The sequence below is a fragment of the Gordonia heveisoli genome (assembly GCF_030315745.1).
In the GTDB taxonomy this organism is placed as follows: domain Bacteria; phylum Actinomycetota; class Actinomycetes; order Mycobacteriales; family Mycobacteriaceae; genus Gordonia.
Genome location: NZ_JASXSH010000004.1, coordinates 218,018 through 234,035, shown reverse-complemented (window position 1 = coordinate 234,035; position 16,018 = coordinate 218,018). Strand labels below are relative to the sequence as shown.

Sequence of the window (16,018 nt, the reverse complement as noted above, 5' to 3'; positions counted from 1 at the left end):
GGTGGGCGCTGAATCAGGGGGTACGAGCGAATGTGGAGGAGGCCGCCAGCAGATCCGTGACACTCACCAGTTTCACTCGGGGCCTTCCTGATTCGGAACCCCGTGCCTTCTCCTCGGCGTCGATGGCGCGCCAGCCCGACCACCCGATCGGATCGGCGCCCCGCTCGGTCATGGCCGCGACAAGTGCGTCGTGATCGCCGACGGCACCCGGCAGCGCCCCGGCATCGAAGTCTTCGAGCAGGGCGGTTACGGTCTCCTCGGCGCAAGCACGATTGGTGCCGATGACACCGCGGGGGCCGCGCTTGATCCATCCGGTCACATAAACGCCGGGTACAGTCGTGCCGTCGGTGACGACGCGCCCGCCGTCGTTGGGGATAACGCCGCCGACGTCGTCGAAGGGCAGTCCGGGCATCGGACGTCCGCGGTAGCCGATGGAACGTAGCACCAGGCCGGTCGGGACCTCCTCGACGTCGGTGCCGGTGACAGCGCGGCCCTGCTCGTCGATTGTGTTGGTGGCCAGCCGGATTGAGGTGACGCGGCCATCCCCGTGGAGTCCGGTCGGGGACTGCATGAATCGGAAGACGATTCGCTTGTTCCCCGTGCGGAGTGGGCGTGCGGCGTACTCGCGGGCCGCGGCGAGCTTGGCCGCGGTCTCCACATCGTCATCGGGCCGGGGTTCGAGGTCATCGGTCTCGATGACGATGTCGATCCCGTCGAGATGCCCGAGGGCGAGGAACTCGCCCACCGAATAGGCGGCCTCCCGGGTACCGCGTCGACCGACGAGGATGACCTCCTCGATACCGCTCTCGCTGAGCGCTTCGATCGCATGCTCTGCGATATCGGTCTGCTCCAACGTATCTCGGTTCATGAGTAGGACGCGGGCGGCGTCGATGGCGACGTTTCCGTTGCCGATGATGACAGCGGTGGCGCCGGTGAGGTCGAAGCTCAGCTCGCTGAAGTCGGGATGGCCGTTGTACCAGCCGATGAAATCCGCGGCCGGGTGATGACCGGGCAGACCTTCGCCCGCGATACCGAGTTGCCGACTGTCGGGTGCACCCACGGCATAGATGACGGCATGGTGGTTGGCGAGCAGCAGGTCGTGGTCGATGGTCGTGCCGACGTCGACGTTGAGGTGGGCGGTGAAACGCTGGTTGCGGAAAGCACTTTCGAAGATCTTCACCACCGACTTGGTGTGCTGATGGTCGGGCGCGACACCGAACCGGACCAGGCCGAACGGTACGGGCAGGCGGTCGAACATCTCGACCTCGACGCCGCCGACGGCGAGCAGTTCGGTGGCCGCGTAACAGGCGGCCGGTCCGGCTCCGACGATCGCCACCCGCAGGCTCCCGGCCGGAACCGCCGGATGGGTGGAATAGGGGAGCATCGGCCCGGGTTCGAGGGGATTCTTGCGGAAGTATTCGGCGTTGAGTTCGGCGTACTGCTCAAGTTCGGGCGGCAGATCGGTATCGGCGTGGATCGCTTCGACCGGGCATTCCTCGTAGCACGCGCCGCAGTCGATGCAGGTGTCTGGATCGATGAACAGCATCTGCGGCCCGGTACCGGTGCCCGCATTCTCCGTCGGGCGGATGCAGTCCACCGGGCAGACCGAGACACAGCTCGCGTCCTTGCAGCAGTTCTGAGTGATCACGTAGGCCATGGGATCGTCCTCACTTGCCAATCCGGCCCCGTGTGCCGGTCGGTGTGTGTTCTCATATCGGTAGTGTAAGTGAAGATCTCTCTACACGAGAATAGGATTCTCGCCGGTGAGCGGCCTCGATGACGTGTGTGGACCGGATGCAGGTCCGGTGAGTGGGAAACGGTCAGATATGATTGCGCGATGGCTTTGTGGCGCCGGGTCGAGGACGATCTGACATGACCGCTGGTGGCGATGAGCCGGCATGGAAGCAGCGCGCCGTGGAGCGCTCGCTACGCACAGCCAAAGAGCGTGCGGGTCAACGAGTTCAGAAGTTCCTCGACGCTGCGCAGGCGATTATCGTCGAGAAGGGGACCACCGACTTCACCGTCCAGGAGGTCGTGGATCGGTCCAAGCAGTCGCTGCGCAGCTTCTACCTTCAGTTCGACGGCAAACATGAATTGCTCCTCGCGCTGTACGAGGATGCGGTTTCCCGGATGAGTGCGCAGATCCGGGCGGCCACCGAGATTCACGACGAGCCGATCGATAAGTTGCGGGTCGCGGTAGAACTGCTCTATCAGCTGTGTCAGCCGGATCCGGTGGCGCAGCGGCCGCTGTTCACCGAATTCGGTGCCCAGTTGCTGATCTCCCATCCCGTCGAGGTCGGTCAGGCGCATATCGCGCTGTTCGAACTGTTCAGCGAGCTACTCGAGGAGGCAGGCGAGTCCGGACATCTGCGTCCGGGCGCCGATCCGCGTCGTATCGCCTCGATGACCATGCAGACGGTCATGTTCATCGCGCAGCCCGCGACGACCAACTCACACACCCAGCGCATCACCGCGGAAGAAGTGTGGGACTTCTGCGCGCACGGCATCACCCGCTGACCTACCCCTAGGGGAGGGGAGGACCACTCGGCGCCGGAGTCGCCGACTGATGCCCTCAGCCGGCCGGGATCAGATCCGCGCCCACCCACGACGGTGCTGTCGAGGCGGTGCGGAAGACCTCGCATTTGCCCACTGTCAGTGGGGACTCACCGACTGCGGCCAGGGCCTGGGCCTTGAATGCACGGCCGGCAACGCTCAACCGATGAGACACCGGGCCACGCGGGCCGACGATACTGCTCGGCCATTGGTCTCCCCACAGGGTGATCTCGGTGGTGCCCTCTTGCATGGCCTGTGCGATCTGCGCCGACACCCACGGGTCGGTCGCGCACAGGGTTACCGAGGTGGCGAGGGCGTTGGGTCGTGGGCCGAGGCCGCGGAGGCCGCGTCCGAGCGCGTCGATGGTCTGTGCGCGCGCACCGAGGATGCGTAGCGGTCGCAGGTCCGCGCCCTCGGGCAGCACGACGTTGACGTCCCAACCCGCGGCCTGCCGGTCGTAGATCCATCCGCCTGCACTGGAGACGAGGTCGGTGACGTTGTCGCCGATGACGTCGAGTCGGTATCTCATTTCTCTTCCCCCTGGATCACCATGTCGTTCTCGAGTTTGCGTACGTAGGACTCGAAGACCTCGGTCAACGGGATCTCCGGGTCGAGTAGCCAGGACATCTCCACGCCGTTGATGAAGGCGACGATCTCGGTCGCGGTGACATAGGCGTCCAGATCGGCGCGATAGACGCCGATCTGCTGATTGGCCTGAATGACTTCGGCGACGATGTCGACGGCGGTCCGCCAGCGTTGCACCAATCGGTCGTGCAACGGTGCATCCACCGACAGATTCTCGACGAGCAGGACGGTGAAGACGCCGACCAGCTCTGGGGACCGCTGGATACGCTCGGCGACGCGACGGATTTGGACCAGTAGGTCGCCGTTGAGGTCGGCCTCGGCCAGATCCGCGTGGTCACGGGCGTCGATGACCGCGTGTAGCAGATGTTCTTTGGAGTCGAAGTGATGGAGGATCCCGGCCGGGCTGACACCGGCGTCCGCGGCGATCTGGGCGAGGGTGGTATTGCGCCAACCCTGTCGGACCAGACGGCGGCCGGCCAGGTCCAGGATGAGCTGTCGGCGCTCTTCCCCCTTGGCGAGCAGCGTGGCATAGGGCCGGTTCTCCGTCACTGGCGTTCTTCTCCGTTCAACCTTCTAAATGAACAGTAGGTTGGTTGAGCGGGATGTGACAAGGGTCTCAACCAAATAATCGTGTGATTGCGGCCATCACATCATCGCGGCCGAGGTCCGTCGACGGAGATGTCTACCCAGCGGGATGGCACGCAACCACCGTGCGGGCGGTGTCATGTGCGGGCGGTGTCATGTGCGGGCGGTGTCATGTGCGGGCGGTGACCAACTCCCAGACGTCGGCACCGGCGAGAATGCGGTCGCCCAGTGTGCGTGCCCATGCGCGGTCGGAGCCGTGGCGATCTCGGTGGGTCCACAGGGCGGTGGTGAATCGGCCGAGCCGATGTTCGCCGGTGAATCCGATCGCACCGTGGATCTGATGAGCCGCCGCTGCGACGTCGTGGGCATACATCGAGCAGACCGTCTTGGTAGCGACGATGGTCGTCGGGTCGGCGTCCGGGTGGGTTGCGGTGGCCACGGCGGTCTCCATGAGTGCGGTCAGCTCCGCCAGTTCTGCGAGCCGGTGTGCGATCGCCTGGAATCCCGCCAACGGCCGGCCGAACTGTTCTCGGGTCGATGCATAGGCAACGGTCTGATCGCAGACCGCACGGGCGCCGGCGGCCAGCACGACCGACTCGGCCAATGCGGCGCGGACGAGGAATTCCGTTGTGGTGGGCCCATTCTCCGCGTAGCTGACGACCGGAGCCGTCGCCATGGTGAGTGTGCCGACCGGGACCCCGCTCAGGTCGGTGCCCGCGGTGTATGCGAGACCGGCCGCGTCGAGAGCGATGACCGCGACAGCGGCCGGCCTGACGGGGGCGGATGCGGGGGCCAGCACGACGACGGTGTCGGTCCGCGGATGGCGGGTCACCTCGGAGGCTGTACCGGTCAGGACGACCTCATCGCCGACCCGTCCCACCGACCAGCCGGTATCGGCGACAGCCACCGTCGCGGTGCGGCCGACCAGCGAGAACCCTGTCTGCCCCGCCAGCCAGGTCGCCAGCACGCCGTGTTCGAGCATCGGCGTGATCGCCCCCGCGCCCGCGAGTGCCGACAGCACGGTCAGGGCGTCGGCGGTCGTCGCACCGCCGCCACCACAGTCGGCCGGACAATCCAGCGCGGTGAAACCGGCCTCCACGAGCAGGTCCCACAGGTGGTCATCGGTCCCGGCCGGTGGGGTGGCGGTGTCGATGCCGATGCGGTCGATCATCGAGGTGAGGGTGGCGCGTAGATCGTCGGTGAGGTCGGTCGGGTGGATCATCGCAACCCCAATCCGCGGGCGATGATCCCGCGCAGGATCTCGGTGGTTCCACCGCGCAGGGTGAATACCGGTGTGTGCAAAAGACTTTGGGCCAGCATGCGGGCGAAGGCATCGCCACCGTCGCGTCGGGGCCCCACTGTGGTCGACGCGCGGATCGCCTCCACCACATCGACCTCGAACTGCGCGCCGAGGTCCTTGACCATCGCGGCGAGTACCGTCGGGTTCGACCCGGTGCCTCCTGTCGGGTTCGACCCGGTGCCTCCTGTCGGGTTCGACCCGGTGCCTCCTGTCGGGTTCGACCCGGTGCCTCCTGTCGGGTTCGACCCGGTGGACAACTCGGTCGCCACCCTCAGCGACATCTGGCGTAACGCCCATGCGCGGGCGGTCAACCTGCCCGCGACCTCGCGTTCATATGCGTCGGCGCCACTGTGGCGTAGCTGGTCGGTCCACGCGCGCAACAGCGGCATGGTGGACAGATAGCGTTCGGGGCCCGACCTTTCGAAGGCAAGCTCACCCATCACCTGGGCCCAGCCATCACCGCGCCTGCCCAACAGGGCGTCGGCGGGGACTGCGGCGTCGTGGAAGACGACCTCGTTGAAATGCTGCTGACCGTCGATACTCGTCAGCGGCCGGATCTCGACATCGGGATGGGGCAACTCGATGAGCAATTGGGACAGACCCTGCTGACGGTCCTCGGGACGGCCGTCGGTGCGGGCGAGCAGGACCATCGCATTCGCCACATGGGCGCCGGTCGTCCAGACCTTGGTACCTGACAGGATCCAGTGGCCATCGGATTCGGTGGCCCGGGTGCGCACCGAGGCGAGATCCGATCCCGCGTCGGGTTCACTCATCCCGATGGCGAAAACCGATCGGCCGGAGGCGATCCGGGGAAGATGCCGGCGCCGTTGGGTGTCCGATCCGTGGACGAGGATGCTCGGCGCCATCTGGCGGTCGGCGATCCAATGCGCGGCCACCGGCGCACCGTGCGCCAGCAGTTCTTCGGTGACGACGAACCGTTCGACGGCGGTGCGGCCGTGGCCGCCGTACTCGGTGGGGATGGTCATCCCGACCCATCCGCGGGCAGCGAGCGCCGCGCTGAAGGCCGGGTCGAAACCCGTCATCCAACTGTCGGAAGCGGGACTGAAGGTCCCGGCGGCGATCTCCGCCCGCAGGAATGCGCGAACGTCGGCCCGGAGCGTGTCGAGGTCCGTGGTTGGTTGCCCGGGTGTGCTCACGAGTGCTGTGGTCCGCGGGATGACCACGCCTGCTTACCCTTTCGGGACATCGACCACATCTGTACGCCGCGCTCGATCTCCAGTGCGGACGACCAGCTCACCGCCGGTGGGCCGAGCTCGAGTCGGGCGCTGGCCATGATTCGCCGGGTGAGTTCCGGGTCGCGGGCGGCTGGTCCGGTTAGGCCGTCGACGGTGGCGGTGATCTCGCCCTCGTCCACCGCGGCGTAGGCGATCCCACGTGCGAGCGCTTCGGCGCCGGTCACCGTGGCGCCGCACACCGCCATCGCGATGGTGTCCGACCATCCGGCCGCGCGACCGAGCAACGACAGATGGCCCCCGCCGGGATGGATGCTGCGTGCCGAGAATCCGCTGTCGAGAACGGCATCGGGGGTGGTGATGAGGATGTCGGTGGCCAGCGCCAGATTCAGGCCCGCACCGACGGCGCCACCGATGACAACCGAGATGGTCGGGACCGGGAGGGTGCCGATCCGCACGAATGCGCTGTAGACCGCCGAGGTGCGGCTCACCGCCTCCGGAGAGGCCGGGTCGTCGGAGGATGCGGCCAGGTCGCGCGTGTCGCCGCCGCTGCAGAAGTACGGTCCGGTCGCGTCGATGACGGCCGCGCCGATGGCATGGTCGGACTCCACGCGATCGCAGAAGGTGCCGATCTGCTCGGCCATCGCCAGGTCGATGGCGTTCTTGCGCCTCGGGTTGTTCAACGTCAGCCGGGCGACGCCGTCGACGAAGGAGGTGAGGACGTGGTCGGGTCCAGTCGTGTCCGAGCTCATCTCGGCATCGTATCCAGACAGTTCTCCCGGCCGCGGTCGAAGAGTGTCATCTGCGGACGATGTGTGCCAGGAACTCGCGGGCCGCCCCGGCGCCGGGCTCGGTACCGGACAGCCAGACCGCCCGCAACGACCGCCGGAGATCGAGTCCGTCGATCTCGACGGCGACCAGGCGGTGGCCGAGATCGTCGGCCACGGACAGGTCGCTGAGTACCGCGGGGCCCGCGCCCGCGATCACGGCGGCGCGCACCGCGGCCGTCGTCGACATCGCCAGCACCGGGGCGGGCCGCGACCGATCGGGGCCGAGTGTCCCGGTGAGAGCGCTGTCGAGGAAGTCTCTTGTACCCGAACCGGTTTCGCGGGTCACCAGGGGGGTGCGGGCGAGTTCGGCGGCGTCGACCGGCCGTCGTCGGCGGGCCCATGGGTGCTCGCGCGGTACCACCAGAATCAGCCGGTCGTGCGCGACGACGCGGCTGCGTAGGCCGGGGGCGACCCGCGGTCCCTCAACGAAGCCGAGTTCGGCATCGCCATCGCGGACCAGCGCACACACCTGATTGGAGTTCGTCGCACGGAAGGACACCTGTGGGCTGGGGCTGGTTTGCGCGGCGAAGGTGACCAGCCACCGCGGCAGCAGATGTTCGGCGATCGTCAGGCTCGCGGCCAGCCGCAATTCGTCCCGACGTTCCTGACGCAGTGCGGCGAGTCCGGCATCGAATTCGCCGGCCATCGTCAGCAAGCGGTCGGCCCATTCGGCGACGAGCGTTCCGGTCGGTGTCGGCGTGCTACCCCGCGGGGAACGCGCGAGCAGCGCGACGCCGAGCTGCTTCTCCAGTGCACGCATTCGTGCGGATACCGCCTGCTGGGAGAGTCCGAGCTCGGTCGCGGCGGCATTGAGGCTGCCGGTGGTGACCACGGCAGCCAGGGTCTCCAGCGACATCAGGTCGGGCATGCGCGGGCTCAGCACCATCAATCCAGGTTACAACCCCTGGTTGTAGCCCTTGCAAGATTGTGCCCTCTACCGGCGAGATCGGGTGGCGGGCACGGTTGACGCATGACCAGTATCAGCTTTGCCGACCCGACCACGATGGCCCGGTCGGCGCGTCCTGGCGGCGGCGCGGTGCCGTCGTCGCGGCTCGCGCACGTACCGCCGAACTGGTTTGCGGCCGTGATGGGGACCGGCGTCGTCGCCATCGCCTGCCATGGATTGATGCTCCGGACCACGTCTGTTCTCGCGGCTGTCGCCGAGGTGTTCTGGCTGCTGACCTGTGTGCTGTTCGCCGTGGTGGTGGCGGCGACGCTCGCCCATTGGGTGCGTCACCCGGCGTTGGCGCGGGCCCACCACCGTCATGCGGTGACCGCACATTTCTACGGTGCGGTGCCGATGGCGGTGCTGACCGTCGGGACCGCCACGATGGTGGCGGGGATGCCGGTGATCGGCGAGCGGTGGGCACTTCGGGTCGGCGTCGTGTGCTGGATCGCCGGTTCGGTCCTCGGCCTGTTGTCGGCGATCACGGCGCGCCGCCGTCCGCGGGCTCAGGCCTTCGGTGGCTGGCTGATGCCGGTGGTGCCGCCGATGGTTGCGGCGTCCGCGGCAGCCGTGCTCGTCGGGGAACTGGGATGCGACGTCGTGCGTCGAATCGTGCTCGGAGTCGGATACGCGATGTTCGCCGTCGCCGTGGTTGCGGTGGCCCCGGTACTCGCGGCACTGTGGGTTCGGTTGCGTACCAATGGCTTCGGCGAGTCGACGATGGTTCCTACCTGGTGGATCGTCCTCGGCCCGCTCGGCCAGTCGGTCACCGCGGTGGTCCTGCTGGGACGCAGCGCCGGACTGGTTCTCGACAATCGCCTCGCCGCCGTGTGCCACGGCTTCGGCGTCGGCTTCGGCCTGGCGGTATGGGTGGCGGCGGCGCTCTGGATCGTCATCGTCGTGCGCCTGACCACCAGGACCGCGCGTGCCGGTCTGGCCTTCACGCTGTCCTGGTGGTCGTTCACCTTCCCGCTGGGTACCTTCGTCACCGGTTCGGTCGCCCTCGCCGACGCCACCGGGTGGCAGGCGTTCACCGGCGTCGCGGTCGTCGCCTTCGGCGTGCTGGTACTCGCCTGGGCTACCGTCGCGGCCCGCAGCCTGCACGGGGTGGTCGGCGGCGGGCTGTGCGTTCCGCCGACCCCGGTGATCACATACCGGCCGGCGGATGTCCCAGACAGAAGACTGCTCCCAGCGGATCGGTGACCGCGGCCAACGTTCCGTACGGGGTGTCCTCGCCCGCCATCAGCACGGTGCCACCGAGTTCGGCGACCTGGGCGACGGTCGCGGCGACATCGTCGACGGTGATGTAGATCTGCCAGAAGGACGGGACGTCGGCGGGGTGCAGCTTCGCGGCATCCATGATCCCCGAATACGACATATCTCCGATGAACACCTGGCCGTACGCATCGGGGCCGACCGCATTCGGGTCACCGCCGGTGCCGACCTCCTCGATGCGTGCGCCGAGCACCGACCGATAGAAGTCCAGTGACTTCGCGTAGTCCTTGGAATGACATTCGAACCAATAGGGCGTGCCGTGTTCGCCGACCTCCTGATAGCCGTGGTGGTTGCCCGGCTTCCAGAATCCGATCACCGCGCCTGCCGTGTCGACGGCGACCACCATGGTGCCCTCTTCGCCGACGTCCATCGGCGGCACCATGATGCTGCCGCCGGCCGCCTCGACGGCGGTGACGGTCGCCTGCGGGTCGTCGGTGTGCAGATACACCGACCAGACGTTCGGCGGACCGGCGTCGGGCATCGCCTGCATCAGTCCGGCAACCCGTTTCCCGTTCTTGGCGAAATTGCGATAGCCGCCGAACTCGGCGCGCGGTTCCTCGGCCTCCCAGCCGAAGATCGCGCCGTAGAACTCGGCTGCCTTGTCGGGATCGCTGCTCATCAGGTCGAACCAGATGGGTGCGCCGACCGGGGCGGAATACTCGGACATGACATTGGTCCTCTCGGGTCATGGGGATTGGGACATGGGGGATTTGAGACATGGGGAATTGGGACACGGTGAACTCAGCGGGTCAGACCTCGAGCGTCGCCGAAATTCATCGGCAATCGCGTGATTCGGCGGAAAATCGATGAATCTTTTCCGCATCGTTGGTCTACACCCGGGAACCAACCCCCGATTGCGAGAAGGTGCTGCCATGTCCGACGCTCAGCTAGACACCGCCGCCGCCACCCTGATCGACATCACCGCCAAGGTCACCGACGACATGCTCATCCGGCCAACCCCCTGTGCCGGGGTCGATGTCGCCGGGCTACTCGGGCACGTCGTCGGGTTGTCGCAGGCGTTCGCCGCGGCCGGACGCAAGGAATTCGGTCCGCTGACCGACACCCCGCCGGACCCGGCCGCCTACGATCTGCCCGATCCCTGGCGGCCCGCCATCGTCGGCGAGCTGCGCGCGCTCGTCCGCGCCTGGGATGACGACGCCTCCTGGGAGGGTATGACCAGGGCGGGCGGCGTCGACGCTCCGGCCCAGATCCTGGGCACCATCGCGCTGAGCGAGGTGGTGCTGCACGGCTGGGATCTCGCGCGCGCGATCGGCGCGGAGTACGAGATCGACGGCGCCATCGCCAAGACCGTCTTCGACTTTCACCATCCGCCTCGTCCGCAGGAAGAGCGGGAGGGCATGTTCGGCCCGGTGGTGGATGTTCCCGAGGATGCGCCGCTGATGGATCGGCTGGCCGGACTGGCCGGGCGGGATCCGTTCTGGCCGCATGGCACGCTGGAGGAATGACCCAACGACCCGAGGTTCTCGCCCGGCTTATCGCCCTGGTGTGGCCGGTAGCCTTCGTGTCGGGCCTTCTCCTGGTCGCATTCGCCCAGGTCCGGTGGGGCGTCTCCGACGAGGGGGTGCGGCCGTCGATCACGGGCCTGGGCCGGGTCTCGGTGCCCGGTGCCACCGACGAGGATGTCGACTACTTCTTCGACGGCCAGACGCGCCGGCCCGGACTGGTCGTCGTGGTCGCCGGCTCGGCCATCGCTGCCGCGGCGCTCGTCGGATGGTGGAAGCGACCAGCGCGGCCGGTGGCCATGGCGGTGATCGGGATCGGAGCGGTGACCGCACTGGTGGTCGGGATCCGAACCGTGCGTGATCCGGCCGCACACTTGTTCTCCGACCGTCTCACCCAGGCGCTCGACCTCGACCTGCCGGATATCCAGCCCGGATACGGGCTGGTCGGCGTGGTCGGCGTGGCCGGTGTCCTGCTTGCTGTCGTCGCGTTCTGGCTCGTCACGACATGGACCGTCGGGAGGGGTGCCGCAGGCCGTCGTGTGGGGGAGGGGCCTGATGGTGTCCAGGCGAATCCGACGATCAGCCGAACCGACGGACCGTCTTGATGGGTGGCATCTTGTCGAGCGGGGTGAAACCGATCGGCACGCCGTTGGGGCCGTAAGCGTTGAAGACCTGGCCGAAGCCGGCGTAGATGCCGATGTGGCTGGCATTCCGGTAGAAGACGATCGCGTCACCCGGGGCCAGCGCCCGCGCCGGGATCGCATGGCCGACGAGAGCCTGCTGCTGGCTGGTCCGGGGTAGCCGGATACCGGCGGTGGCGAACGCCCAGCGCACCAGCCCGGAACAGTCCCAGGAATTCGGACCGATGCCACCCCATTGATAGGGCTTGCCGATCTGGGTCATCGCCGCGGACAGTGCCTGCATACCGGCCGGTGTCGGTACGGGTAGGAAGATCTCCACCGAGCCCGAGGACCCCGACGATCCGCTGCCGGAGGTTCCCGACGACCCGGTGTCGGCCATGGCCGGGGGTGCGCCGACGATGAGTGACGAACCGATGGTCAGTACTGCGGCGCAGGTCAGCGCCACCGAAGTGCGTCGAACCGAATTTCGCAGGATGGTCACGCGCTCCAGCCTGATCGAACTTGGTGCGCGAGTCTCAAGTAGTGGTAGAGGTGTGACTAAGCTGTGACCTCTCCGGTCACCAGTAGCCGTCGGGGTCGGTGACCGGCGACTGCGCCGGAATGATGCCCTCGGCGACACCGTGGTCGATACTCGCCGACAGCCGCGGGCAGGTCGGCATCATCGCGGTGTTGCCGCCCTCGGTCCGGATGCGTTCGAGTTCGTTGCAGCGCGCGCGGGCGTCACCGTTCCACTGAACGCTGGTGTGGAACGGGCTGGTCTTCTTGACCAGGACGCAGGCATGGCAGGCCCGGCATTCGATCTCGGTCATCCCGCCGCGCAGATAATGCTCGCGATCGCGGGCGGTCGCCGCGTGGACGGCCGCCAGACGCTGCGGGTCCGTGCTGAAATCGGGGGCCTTGGCCCAGCCGGACTGACTCGCCGCGTGCCCGCGGGCCGGACCCGACGAGGTGTCGTCGGGTCCGGCCGTCGTCACGGGTTCGTCGACCGCGCTGGTCATGGCCTAGACCTCGGCCTTCTCCGAGGAGTCGGCGGCGGCATCCGCGGTCGCCTTGGCCTCTTCTTGCAGCCGCAGGTTCTCCTGGATCTCCACACCCCAGCTCTCCAGCGCCTTCGCGGTGTCGATCTCGTACTCGAAACGCTGGGTCATCTCGTCGGTGACCTCGGCCTTGTCGACGTAGAACTGCTCATACCAGCGACGCAACTGGTAGACCGGCCCGTCCTCCTCGACCAGCAGCGGGTTGTCGATGCGGGTCTTGTGCTTCCAGATCTCGACGTCCTGCAGGAACCCGACCTCGATGCCCTCGGTGATCTTCTTGACCATCTTCTCGGCCTGGGTGGCGGTGAGTCCTTCGGGGATCTTCGCCATCACACCGAACATGAGGACGAAGGAGTTCTCGTCGATGGGGTAGTGGCAGTTGGTCAGGATCGTCTCGATCGCGAAACCGCCGTAGTACTGCACCATCGGGTTCAACATGTAGGACGGTCCGTAGTACGCGGCGATCGATTCGAGCCGGCTATCGCCGTAGTTGGTGCCCAACGTGACATCCGGCCGACCGTGTGAATTCATGTACTGCGCTGCGGTTTCACCCTCGAAGACGTTCTTGAAGAAGTCCGGCAAGGCGAAGTGCACGTAGTAGAAGTGCGCCATATCCACGACGTTGTCGATGATCTCGCGGCAGTTGGAGCCCTCGATGACCAGCGTGTTCCACGTCCAGTTGGTCCACTCCGACGACCCGACCTCATCCAGCTCCGGGATGATGCACTCCTCGGGCGGCGGATTCCCCTCGGGATCGTTGTAGACGAAGATCTGGCCGTTGCGCACCATCGTCGGCCAGGATCGGGTTTTGGCCAGCTTGGGATTGCGCTTGGCGTAAGGGACACCGGCGCAGCGGCCGTTACCCTTCCACAGCCAGCCGTGGAACGGGCAGGCGACGTTGCCGTCCTCCTTGATACTGCCCTGCGAGAGATCTCCGCCCATGTGGCGGCAGTACGCGTCGAGGGCATTCACCGAGATATCGCCTGCGTCGTCACGGGTGGTCCAGACGACGAGTTTGGTGCCGAATACCTGTACCGAATGCGGTTTGCCGTCCTCGTACTCCCCGAGTAGGCCGAGGCAGTGCCAACCGCGGGCGAAACGGGTGGGTGGCGTCCCGGTGTCGATCTCGCGCACGGCGGGTTCACCGGCGGGGGCTGCCGAGCGGGTGGTCGTGTCGGGTGTCGGGGACATCCGCGTCTCCTTGTCATGTCGATGACGTGATCTCGCGATCCCGGTTCCAGACCGCGTCGCATGTGCCCATACTAGAACACGTTCCAATAATGGTGGCTGTTTCGGTGGTCGGACGCAAGGTTGGGGCAGCATGCGGGCCTAAAGTCCCGCTGCTCGACAAAAAATAGAACGTGTTCTAATCTCAGACCAGACGTCGAATCAGGGCGGCCACCGTGGCCGCCGATGAACGAGTAGGAGCGGGTGAATGCCAGCACAGAACGGCAATCAGCGCAGCGAAGCCGCTGAGCAGGTTTTGGAGAAGATCAACGCGCTGCTGCCCGAGATCGAACAGCGCGCGCAGCAGACCGAGGATCTGCGTCGCATTCCCGACGAGACCGTGTCCAGCCTTGAAGGCGCCGGCTTCTTCAAGCTGCTGCAGCCCGAGCAGTGGGGTGGACTCCAGGCCGATCCGGTGACCTTCTACGAGGCGGTTCGTCGGCTCGCGACCGCCTGCGGCTCGACCGGCTGGGTGGCCGGCATCATCGGCGTGCACAACTGGCACCTCGCCCTCTTCGACCAGCAGGCGCAGGACGAGGTCTGGGGCAAGGACACCAACGTTCGTATCTCCTCCTCGTACGCTCCGATGGGCATGGGTGAGGTCGTGGACGGCGGCTACAAGGTGAACGGCAACTGGGCCTTCTCCTCCGGCTGCGACATCGCCGACTGGACCTTCGTCGGTGGCCCGGTGTTCAAGCGGGGCAAGCCCGTCGACTTCGTCAGCTTCCTGCTGCCGCGTGAGGACTACAAGATTAAAGACGTCTGGAACGTCGTCGGCCTCAAGGGCACCGGATCCAACACCATCGAGGTCAAGGATGCCTTCGTGCCCAGCCATCGGGTGCTGAGCATGCGGACCATGGCCGAGTACCGCAGCCCGGGGTTGGAGCGCAACACTGCACCGGTCTACAAGATGCCTTGGGGAACAATCCATCCCAGCACGATCTCCACCCCGATCATCGGGATGGCCTACGGCGCCTATCACGCGCACGTCGAACATCAGGGCAAGCGCGTGCGCGCCGCCTACGCCGGCGAGAAGTCGAAGGACGATCCCTTCGCCAAGGTGCGGATCGCGGGCGCGGCCAGCGACATCGACGCCGCGTGGCGTCAGGTGTCGGGCAATCTGCAGGCCGAGTACGACCTGATCCTGGCCGGCGAGGAGATCCCGATGGAGTTGCGCCTGGCCGCCCGCCGCGACCAGGTGCGTGCGACCGCACGGTCGATCGCCTCGATCGACAGCCTCTTCGAGAACTCGGGAGCCGGTGCGCTGAACATCGACACCCCGATCCAGCGGTTCTGGCGCGACGCACACGCCGGCCGGGTGCACGCCGCCAACGATCCCGAACGCGCCTACGTGGCCTTCGGTAACGGCGAGTTCGGCATCCCCATCGGCGACACCATGGTGTGACACCCGTCGCGCGGGCCCTTCCCCTCCAGAGATACACAGCCACAACAGGAGTCATCAAGATGAGTGACCAGTGTCCGATCACCTCGCTGGGCTACATGCGGATCGAGGCAACCGATATCGCCGCATGGCGCGAGTACGGGCTCAAAGTGCTCGGTCTCATCGAGGGGAAGGGAGCCACCGAAGGCGCGCTGTACTTCCGCATGGACGACTTCCCCGCTCGACTGGTGATCGTTCCGGGTGAACATGACCGGTTGTCGTCGTCGGGCTGGGAATGTGCGAATGCAGAAGCGCTGCAGGATGTCCGCGACCGGCTGGCGGTCGCGGGGGTGGTCTTCCGTGAGGGTAAGGACGAGGAACTGGCGGATCGTCGGGTCGTCGAGATGATCGTCTTCGACGACCCGGCGGGTAACACCTTGGAAGTCTTCCACGGTGTCGCGCTGGAGCATCGGCGCATCGTCAGCCCCTACGGGCATCGCTTCGTCACCGAGGAGCAGGGGCTGGGCCATGTCGTCCTCACCTGCGACGACGACAAGGCCGCGCTCGAGTTCTATCGTGACGTCCTCGGTTTCAAGCTGCGCGACTCGATGCGGCTGCCCCCGCAGGCCGTCGGTCGTGAGGAGGGCGACGAGTCGCCCTGGCTGCGGTTCCTCGGCTGTAACCCGCGCCATCATTCGCTGGCGTTCCTGCCGATCCCCAACAGCACGGGCATCGTGCATCTGATGCTGGAGGTGGAGAACTCCGACGACGTCGGGCTCTGCCTCGACCGCGCACTGCGTCGCAAGGTCAAGATGTCGGCGTCGCTGGGACGTCATGTGAACGACCTGATGCTGTCCTTCTACATGAAGACGCCGGGCGGCTTCGACGTCGAATTCGGCTGCGAGGGACGCGAGGTCGACGACGACAAGTGGGTGGCGCGCGAATCGACCGCGGTCAGTCTGTGGGGCCACGACTTCACCGTGGGCTTCAAGAGCTGAGGAG

The 16,018-nt window shown here is 66.7% G+C and carries 17 protein-coding genes; 6 read left to right on the top strand and 11 right to left on the bottom strand.

The window, feature by feature from the left end:
- Window positions 1–13: 13 nt before the first annotated feature.
- Window positions 14–1,657, bottom strand: a complete 1,644-nt coding sequence (locus QSJ18_RS05600; protein ID WP_286325291.1) for an FAD-dependent oxidoreductase — start codon at window positions 1,655–1,657, stop codon at window positions 14–16.
- Window positions 1,658–1,872: 215 nt separating this feature from the next.
- On the opposite strand from QSJ18_RS05600, the gene QSJ18_RS05595 reads away from it, so the two are divergent.
- Window positions 1,873–2,517: a TetR/AcrR family transcriptional regulator gene (locus tag QSJ18_RS05595; RefSeq protein WP_286325289.1), complete on the top strand. Its 645-nt coding sequence runs from the start codon at window positions 1,873–1,875 to the stop codon at window positions 2,515–2,517.
- A gap of 55 nt (window positions 2,518–2,572) precedes the next feature.
- Here QSJ18_RS05595 and QSJ18_RS05590 read toward each other — a convergent pair whose 3' ends face one another.
- The 6 genes from QSJ18_RS05590 to QSJ18_RS05565 form a co-directional block, all read right to left on the bottom strand.
- Entirely contained in the window at window positions 2,573–3,082 is a 510-nt protein-coding gene (locus QSJ18_RS05590; RefSeq protein WP_286325288.1) for a hypothetical protein, read from the bottom strand.
- Window positions 3,079–3,687, bottom strand: a complete 609-nt coding sequence (locus QSJ18_RS05585) for a TetR/AcrR family transcriptional regulator (RefSeq protein WP_286325286.1) — start codon at window positions 3,685–3,687, stop codon at window positions 3,079–3,081. Before QSJ18_RS05585 ends, QSJ18_RS05590 begins: the two co-directional genes overlap by 4 nt.
- A 205-nt stretch (window positions 3,688–3,892) precedes the next feature.
- On the bottom strand, window positions 3,893–4,945 hold the full coding sequence (locus QSJ18_RS05580) for an acyl-CoA dehydrogenase family protein (protein ID WP_286325285.1): 1,053 nt from the start codon (window positions 4,943–4,945) through the stop codon (window positions 3,893–3,895).
- Window positions 4,942–6,180, bottom strand: a complete 1,239-nt coding sequence (locus QSJ18_RS05575; RefSeq protein ID WP_286325284.1) for an acyl-CoA dehydrogenase family protein — start codon at window positions 6,178–6,180, stop codon at window positions 4,942–4,944. The genes QSJ18_RS05580 and QSJ18_RS05575 overlap by 4 nt, the downstream gene beginning before the upstream one ends.
- Window positions 6,177–6,968, bottom strand: coding sequence for an enoyl-CoA hydratase-related protein (locus QSJ18_RS05570; RefSeq protein WP_286325283.1), 792 nt, complete (start codon window positions 6,966–6,968; stop codon window positions 6,177–6,179). The genes QSJ18_RS05575 and QSJ18_RS05570 overlap by 4 nt, the downstream gene beginning before the upstream one ends.
- A 46-nt stretch (window positions 6,969–7,014) precedes the next feature.
- Window positions 7,015–7,932 carry a LysR family transcriptional regulator gene (locus tag QSJ18_RS05565; protein WP_286325282.1) on the bottom strand — a complete coding sequence of 306 codons (918 nt, stop codon included), beginning with the start codon at window positions 7,930–7,932 and terminating at the stop codon, window positions 7,015–7,017.
- 84 nt (window positions 7,933–8,016) lie between these two features.
- On the opposite strand from QSJ18_RS05565, the gene QSJ18_RS05560 reads away from it, so the two are divergent.
- Window positions 8,017–9,195: an SLAC1 family transporter gene (locus tag QSJ18_RS05560; protein WP_286325281.1), complete on the top strand. Its 1,179-nt coding sequence runs from the start codon at window positions 8,017–8,019 to the stop codon at window positions 9,193–9,195.
- Here QSJ18_RS05560 and QSJ18_RS05555 read toward each other — a convergent pair.
- Complete coding sequence (locus QSJ18_RS05555) at window positions 9,140–9,934, bottom strand: VOC family protein (RefSeq protein ID WP_286325280.1); 795 nt, start codon at window positions 9,932–9,934, stop codon at window positions 9,140–9,142. The two genes, QSJ18_RS05560 and QSJ18_RS05555, sit on opposite strands and share 56 nt — an antisense overlap.
- Before the next feature lie 205 nt (window positions 9,935–10,139).
- On the opposite strand from QSJ18_RS05555, the gene QSJ18_RS05550 reads away from it, so the two are divergent.
- Window positions 10,140–10,733, top strand: a complete 594-nt coding sequence (locus QSJ18_RS05550) for a TIGR03086 family metal-binding protein (RefSeq protein WP_286325279.1) — start codon at window positions 10,140–10,142, stop codon at window positions 10,731–10,733.
- A complete protein-coding gene (locus QSJ18_RS05545) occupies window positions 10,730–11,335 on the top strand; it encodes a hypothetical protein (RefSeq protein WP_286325278.1) in 606 nt (201 codons plus the stop codon). The genes QSJ18_RS05550 and QSJ18_RS05545 overlap by 4 nt, the downstream gene beginning before the upstream one ends.
- Here the strand turns inward: QSJ18_RS05545 and QSJ18_RS05540 are convergent.
- From QSJ18_RS05540 to QSJ18_RS05530, 3 genes are all read right to left on the bottom strand, one after another.
- Complete coding sequence (locus QSJ18_RS05540) at window positions 11,310–11,750, bottom strand: C40 family peptidase (RefSeq protein WP_286325320.1); 441 nt, start codon at window positions 11,748–11,750, stop codon at window positions 11,310–11,312. The two genes, QSJ18_RS05545 and QSJ18_RS05540, sit on opposite strands and share 26 nt — an antisense overlap.
- 178 nt (window positions 11,751–11,928) lie before the next feature.
- Window positions 11,929–12,369, bottom strand: a complete 441-nt coding sequence (locus tag QSJ18_RS05535; protein ID WP_286325277.1) for a hypothetical protein — start codon at window positions 12,367–12,369, stop codon at window positions 11,929–11,931.
- Between the two features lie 3 nt (window positions 12,370–12,372).
- Entirely contained in the window at window positions 12,373–13,599 is a 1,227-nt protein-coding gene (locus QSJ18_RS05530) for a Rieske 2Fe-2S domain-containing protein (RefSeq protein WP_286325276.1), read from the bottom strand.
- Window positions 13,600–13,843: 244 nt separating this feature from the next.
- On the opposite strand from QSJ18_RS05530, the gene hsaA reads away from it, so the two are divergent.
- Window positions 13,844–15,040, top strand: coding sequence for a 3-hydroxy-9,10-secoandrosta-1,3,5(10)-triene-9,17-dione monooxygenase oxygenase subunit (gene hsaA, locus QSJ18_RS05525; protein WP_286325275.1), 1,197 nt, complete (start codon window positions 13,844–13,846; stop codon window positions 15,038–15,040).
- A 59-nt stretch (window positions 15,041–15,099) separates the two neighbouring features.
- Window positions 15,100–16,014, top strand: a complete 915-nt coding sequence (hsaC, locus tag QSJ18_RS05520; protein WP_286325274.1) for an iron-dependent extradiol dioxygenase HsaC — start codon at window positions 15,100–15,102, stop codon at window positions 16,012–16,014.
- Window positions 16,015–16,018: the final 4 nt, after the last annotated feature.